Source organism: Kytococcus sp. HMSC28H12 (assembly GCF_001816045.1).
Taxonomy (GTDB): Bacteria; Actinomycetota; Actinomycetes; order Actinomycetales; family Dermatophilaceae; genus Kytococcus; species Kytococcus schroeteri.
Genome location: NZ_KV824303.1, coordinates 1 through 2,533, shown reverse-complemented (window position 1 = coordinate 2,533; position 2,533 = coordinate 1). Strand labels below are relative to the sequence as shown.

Genomic DNA, 2,533 nt, shown 5'->3' with positions numbered 1-2,533 from the left:
TACTCGGCGCGGTCGAGGTGGCGCGCCCGGCCGCCACCACCGCCGGGCACGACGCCGCCTGAACCCACCCGCCGGCACCCCGCCCCACCCGGCGTATCCTGTGGTGCTGCGTGCGGCGTCCACCGCCGCCCACCAGGCCCCGGCAGGCACCGCCGGGACGCCACGTCGAGTGCAGGGAGTCAATCCGTGACCATCGCCCCCGAAGGTCGCCGTCTGCTGCGCGTGGAGGCGCGCAACGCCGAGACGCCGATCGAGCGCAAGCCCTCCTGGATCCGCACCACCGCCAAGATGGGCCCGGAGTACCGCGAGGTGAACTCCATGGTCAAGGGGCAGGGCCTGCACACGGTGTGCCAGGAGGCCGGCTGCCCCAACATCTTCGAGTGCTGGGAGGACCGCGAGGCCACCTTCCTCATCGGTGGCGACACGTGCACGCGCCGCTGCGACTTCTGCGACATCGCCACCGGCAAGCCGATGCCGCTCGACCCGGCCGAGCCGATGAAGGTGGCCAACTCCGTGGCCCAGATGGGCCTGCGCTACGCCACCGTCACCGGTGTGGCCCGCGACGACATGCCCGACGGCGCCGCCAGCCTCTACGCCGACACCGTCCGCGCCATCCACGAGCGCAACCCGAACACCGGCGTGGAGATCCTGCCCCCGGACTTCGGCGCCAAGCCCGAGCTGGTGCAGCAGGTCTTCGACGCCCGCCCCGAGGTGTTCGCCCACAACCTGGAGACCGTGCCGCGCATCTTCCGCCAGATCCGCCCGGCGTTCACCTACGAGAAGTCGCTCAAGGTGATCTCCATGGCCAAGGAGGACGGGCTGCTCACCAAGTCCAACCTCATCCTGGGCATGGGCGAGAACGACGAGGAGATCAAGCAGGCGATGGTGGACCTGCGCGACGCCGGCTGCGACATCCTCACCATCACCCAGTACCTGCGCCCCTCCAAGCTGCACCACCCCATCGACCGGTGGGTGAAGCCGGAGGAGTTCGTGGCCCTCAGCGAGTACGGCGAGGAGCTGGGCATGAGCATCATGGCCGGCCCGCTGGTGCGCTCGTCCTACCGCGCCGGCCGCCTGTGGGCGCAGACCATGCGCAAGCTCGGCCGCGAGATCCCCGAGCACCTGGCCCACCTCGGCGAGGCCGTCGACGACGGGGCCCGCCAGGAGGCCCGTACCCTCGTGGAGAAGCGCCTCGGCGCCACCGGCTGACGCCGCCCCACTCCCCCGCCCTGACACAGAGGAACCCCAGCCCCATGGCACAGAAGGACACCCCGCGCGGCGCCCGCCGCGACGGCACCGGCAAGCGGACGCTCGGCCAGCGCGTGAAGGCCTACGGCTCGCAGGTCGGCGAGGTCTACCGCATGACCCGGCGCGCCAACCCCAACACGCCGCTGGTCCTGCTGGCCGTGTTCCTGGGCGTGCTCGTGCTGTTCGGCCTGCTGGGCCTGCTGTTCGACATGTTCGTCTACTTCGTGCTGCTGGGGCTGCTCGTGGCCATCCTGGCCACCACCTTCACGCTGGGCCGCCTGGCGCAGAAGGCCGCCTACGCGCAGGTGGAGGGCCAGCCCGGGCAGGGCGGGGCCGCACTGCAGGCGCTGGGGCGCACCTGGTACTACGAGCAGGAGCCGGTGGCCGCCGAGATGCCGCGCCGTGCCCGGGGCGTGCAGGACATGGACAAGGCCGCGATGGTGTTCCGCGGCGTCTCCCGGCGGGGCGTCGTGCTGCTGGGCGAGGGTCCCAAGGGGGGCGCGCAGCGGCTGCTGGCCTCGCAGGAGAAGTTCGTGCACCGCATCGCCGGTCCGGAGGTGCCCGTGACCACCTACCTGCTCGGCGAGGGCGAGGACCGCACGCCCATGACCGACGTGATCCGCGAGGCCAAGAAGCTGCCCAAGCAGATGACCGACGCGGAGGCCGAGGCCGTGCACAAGCGCCTCACGGCGATGGGCGGCATGGCCCAGCAGGCCGGCATGCCCAAGGGCATCGACCCGCGCCGTGCACGGACGGCGAAGCGCTCCACCATCCGCTGAGACCCGCCGTGGTGGCGCCCTCCCGTCGGCGATTCGTGCTGGGCGTCGCCCTCGCCGGACTGGTGCCGGTGGCCGGGTGCGGGCACGCCGGCACGCTCGTGGTGGTGAGCCCCCACCCCGACGACGAGACGCTGCGTCTGTCGGGCTACGTGCTGCACGCGCGCGACCGGGGCGACCACTTGGTGCTCGTGGCGGTGACCCGGGGCGCCGCGAGCGGGGCCGCCCCCGCCTCGTGGAGCGCCGAGCGCCTCGAGGCGGTGCGCTCGGCGGAGCTGGAGGACGCCTGGGCCGCGCTGACCGGCGAACGGGGCACCATCACCCACCTGGAGCTGCCCGACGGTGGTCTCACCGAGTCCGCGGTGGCCGAGGCCCTCTCCCCCGTCCTGGAGGAACACCCCGACGCCGTGGTGGCCGCCGCCTGCGCCACCGACGACGACCATCCCGACCACCGCGTCGTGGCCCGGGTGGTGCGCCGGCTCGCCGGCGACCGCAGCCGCACCGCGCTG

General features: G+C 73.0%; 3 protein-coding genes. All 3 read left to right on the top strand.

Annotated elements, in window-relative coordinates:
- The first annotated feature begins 186 nt into the window (after positions 1-186).
- Positions 187-1,209, top strand: a complete 1,023-nt coding sequence (gene lipA / locus HMPREF3099_RS02040; protein ID WP_070703529.1) for a lipoyl synthase — start codon at positions 187-189, stop codon at positions 1,207-1,209.
- Between the two features lie 44 nt (positions 1,210-1,253).
- Positions 1,254-2,027 (top strand): DUF4191 family protein, encoded by a 774-nt coding sequence (locus tag HMPREF3099_RS02035; RefSeq protein WP_070703528.1) that lies wholly within the window; start codon positions 1,254-1,256, stop codon positions 2,025-2,027.
- Between the two features lie 11 nt (positions 2,028-2,038).
- The coding region (locus HMPREF3099_RS02030; RefSeq protein WP_141761939.1) for a PIG-L family deacetylase at positions 2,039-2,533 on the top strand (495 nt) is incomplete at its 3' end.